Below are 317 nucleotides of genomic sequence, written 5' to 3'. Positions count from 1 at the left end.
CAAGTAAAAATGCATTGGCTCCATATTTATTTGATGAATTAATGAACTCAGGTTTTATCTCAAGGAGATATCTCATCACATCTAAGTTTCCATTCCAAGCAGCAAGTAAGAAAGCATTATCTTCATCTTTATTTAATGAATCTATGAACTCAGGTTTTAGCTCAAGGAGATATCTCATCACATCTAAGTTTCCATTCCAAGCAGCAAGTAAGAAAGCATTATCTTCATCTTTATTTAATGAATCTATGAACTCAGGTTTTAGCTCAAGGAGATATCTCATCACATCTAAGTTTCCATTCCAAGCAGCAAGTAAGAAA

The 317-nt window shown here is 33.1% G+C and carries 1 protein-coding gene; it reads right to left on the bottom strand.

From position 1 onward, the window contains the following. The coding region (locus NF27_RS02390; protein ID WP_039455421.1) for an ankyrin repeat domain-containing protein at positions 1 to 317 on the bottom strand (317 nt) is incomplete at both ends.

The sequence above is a fragment of the Candidatus Jidaibacter acanthamoeba genome (genome assembly GCF_000815465.1).
GTDB classification, from domain to species: domain Bacteria; phylum Pseudomonadota; class Alphaproteobacteria; order Rickettsiales; family Midichloriaceae; genus Jidaibacter; species Jidaibacter acanthamoebae.
This window is presented reverse-complemented; position numbering and strand designations above follow the sequence as displayed.